The organism is Leptospira alexanderi serovar Manhao 3 str. L 60 (assembly GCF_000243815.2).
GTDB classification, from domain to species: Bacteria; Spirochaetota; Leptospiria; order Leptospirales; family Leptospiraceae; genus Leptospira; species Leptospira alexanderi.
The window spans coordinates 207,501-210,000 of record NZ_AHMT02000027.1 but is presented as its reverse complement, the minus strand read 5'-3'; the positions used below and the strand labels follow the sequence as shown (position 1 = coordinate 210,000).

Genomic DNA, 2,500 nt, shown 5'->3' with positions numbered 1-2,500 from the left:
TCAAAGCAGAATCATTTTGTGTGAGTTCTTCGAACGCATTGCAATTCGTGCACCAATCCGCATAAAAATCGACAAACACTTTTTTCCCCGTATTTGCGGCCTCCTCATAGGCCTTAGAAGTAGATCGAAACCAGGAAAGGTTTCCCTTCGTTTCTATTTCCATTACCGAATCGATCCCTCTTAAGTTTTGTGTGAAAAGAATCACCAATCCAACCGCGGACAAAATCACCCCTCCGAGAAAGAGGGTCTTTTTCATTCTCACATAACGATCCCATTCTTCCGGAAGAAAGAAGTAAATGCAAAGAAGCAGGAATAAAATTCCAAACGCAGACAAAAGGATCGAAGAATCAGAGATTCCCCAACCCAAAAGAGATTTTTGAAAATACGTATAAGAAAAGTATAATACGAAAATCCCTAAGACCCACTGGACCCAACGCATCCATTTCCCCGACTTAGGAAGACTCAAACCGAAAACACCGATCATTAAAAATGGAAATCCCAAACCGACTCCGAATAAAAACATCTTAAACGCGGCAAGAAGCACAGAATCAATCGAGATCGCACCGGAACCAACCGTAATCTGTAAAAGAATCGCGACCACAACCGGACCGACACAGGGAGAGGAAAGAAGTCCGGCACCCATTCCCAGGAAAAAAGTTCCGCCGCAACCTTTCGCGGTTTTTACCTCCTTGGATTGAAAAAAAGGAAGATGAATCAAATCCAAAGATCCCAAAGCCAATAAAAAAATAAGAATGGAAAGCGCAAGGTTCACGATCGGATAACGCAAGATTACGTTAAACGCCCCTCCCGAAAAACCAGCGATCAGTCCGAAAGAAGCATAGATTGTGATCAAACCGAGGTAGTAAATCGCAGGATGTAAAATTCTAGGAGAACCTTCCCCCCTAGCCCTTACGATTCCGACCGTGATCGGGTACAATGGATATACGCAGGGTAAAAGGCTTGCAAGAACCCCGCCTGCGATCAGAAGAAATCCGGAAGTCCAATCAAAGGTTCCGCTGGAAATCCCTTCCGAAACGGACTTTCGAATCCCGGAAAACCAAGAACCGGATAGAGTTTCCGCGGAAAGAGGTAAAACCAATCCTCCCAAAGTCAGGATGCTCAAAATCGCAAAACGAATTAGAAAATTCTTATATTGATAGATTTTCAGTAGCACGAATTAAAAGACCAAAAAATGAAACTTTGCTGCGAGAACTATGCTTCTTCTAAAAAATCAGAGGTCAACCCGTTTCCAGATGAAATAGCTCTTAAACTCGTAGTTTAGACTCAATGCCGATTTTAAAAAATTATTTTTTTATCGAGAAGAAAACGAATTCATCCGTTTTCTAAAGGCGAAATCGTACGATTCGACGCGGCGGACAAATTCAAAAAATCAGCTCCGAAGCGCCGATTTTTTGAGTCTGAAAAAGAATATCCGATTCGAAATTCCAAAGAAAGCGCCGTATTTTCCGGACGTTCCGCTCTCATCTAAATATTAGAATCTGCCGAAAATCACTTTGAATGCGCGTGGAAATCATCAGACCGCTCTACTGCATCCTTTTAGGAATCATTTTAAACGTGGAGACGACCTCGATCTCCGCGGAGATCGACCTAGATTACAACTACGAATATGAAAAAAACGGTCCTTATACGAAATTCTCCGATTGGGTGCCCTACAAACTTCACAAATGGGAACCCAAATTTTTAGAAGATTATTACCAGCTCTACGGACTCAAACTTCACTACGGAGAAAACGAACTCAGAAGGAACATTTATTTCCTAAAGATCGGACTAAAAAAACGATTCAGACATCCAAAGAACGCCCTTTGTCCCGTGAAAGACGAGGAAGAATATTATAAATATCGCAATCTTCTTTTTATGCACATCAATCTTCAAATCATGCGCTCGTATATGAGAATCGCGTCCCAATTTGATAAACGACATCTTTACTTCCACAATCTGGATTTCGCGTACGATCTAAATCGTTCCTTCGAAGTCGCAGACGGATTTTATAAGGAAGCGATTCCCTATTGGAAGGAAGCCCAAAGATATGCGGATCGTTCTTCCGAAATCGACTCTGATCTGGATTTAGGAACGATAGAAACAGAACGTTATGAGATCATTACCGGTAAACTGGACTTCGGAAAGATCATCGAGGATCATCTTTTTCGTTTAGAAAAAAAGAGAAATACGATTCAAGAATACTTGGCAAAACACCCGGACGCAAACAAACCGCTCCTAGAACAGTAGAAGCTATCTCAAAAATATCTTAGAATGATTGGAATCGGCGTTTTAAGCAAAGATAAAGTATTTTTGAGATAGCTTTTAGTAGTTGTCAGAAGTTTTTACGTTTTAGGGCTCAGGGTTTTAGGTGACCTTGCCTAGGAGGGTTGATCTCTGCCTAGACGCAAAAAAAGCCCGAGAAAACTCTCGGGCTTTTCCATTTCTGCAATTGAAACGTGCGCTTCTCGAAAGTCGGCGCACATTTCTACTAACAGGAATA

The 2,500-nt window shown here is 41.7% G+C and carries 4 protein-coding genes (2 of these 4 only partly in view); 1 reads left to right on the top strand and 3 read right to left on the bottom strand.

Annotated features, from left to right (window positions below; translation table 11 throughout):
* Positions 1-1,174, bottom strand: the 5' portion of a protein-coding gene (locus LEP1GSC062_RS09760; protein ID WP_010578839.1) for a protein-disulfide reductase DsbD family protein. 203 nt of this gene lie to the left of the window's left edge; 1,174 of the gene's 1,377 nt are visible here — the first part of the coding sequence; its start codon is at positions 1,172-1,174; its stop codon lies off the left edge, out of view.
* Between the two features lie 158 nt (positions 1,175-1,332).
* The gene (locus LEP1GSC062_RS23620) at positions 1,333-1,485 is read right to left on the bottom strand and encodes a hypothetical protein (RefSeq protein WP_162142163.1); all 153 of its coding nucleotides are present in this window, start codon (positions 1,483-1,485) and stop codon (positions 1,333-1,335) included.
* Positions 1,486-1,518: 33 nt separating this feature from the next.
* Here LEP1GSC062_RS23620 and LEP1GSC062_RS09755 point away from each other — a divergent pair, with 33 nt between their 5' ends.
* Positions 1,519-2,247: a hypothetical protein gene (locus LEP1GSC062_RS09755; protein ID WP_010578838.1), complete on the top strand. Its 729-nt coding sequence runs from the start codon at positions 1,519-1,521 to the stop codon at positions 2,245-2,247.
* A 241-nt stretch (positions 2,248-2,488) separates the two neighbouring features.
* Here LEP1GSC062_RS09755 and glnA read toward each other — a convergent pair whose 3' ends face one another.
* Positions 2,489-2,500, bottom strand: the final stretch of a protein-coding gene (glnA, locus tag LEP1GSC062_RS09750) for a type I glutamate--ammonia ligase (protein ID WP_010578837.1). Its footprint extends 1,410 nt past the window's final position; only the last 12 of its 1,422 coding nucleotides appear in the window; its start codon lies off the right edge, out of view — the gene reads right to left on this strand; it ends in the stop codon at positions 2,489-2,491.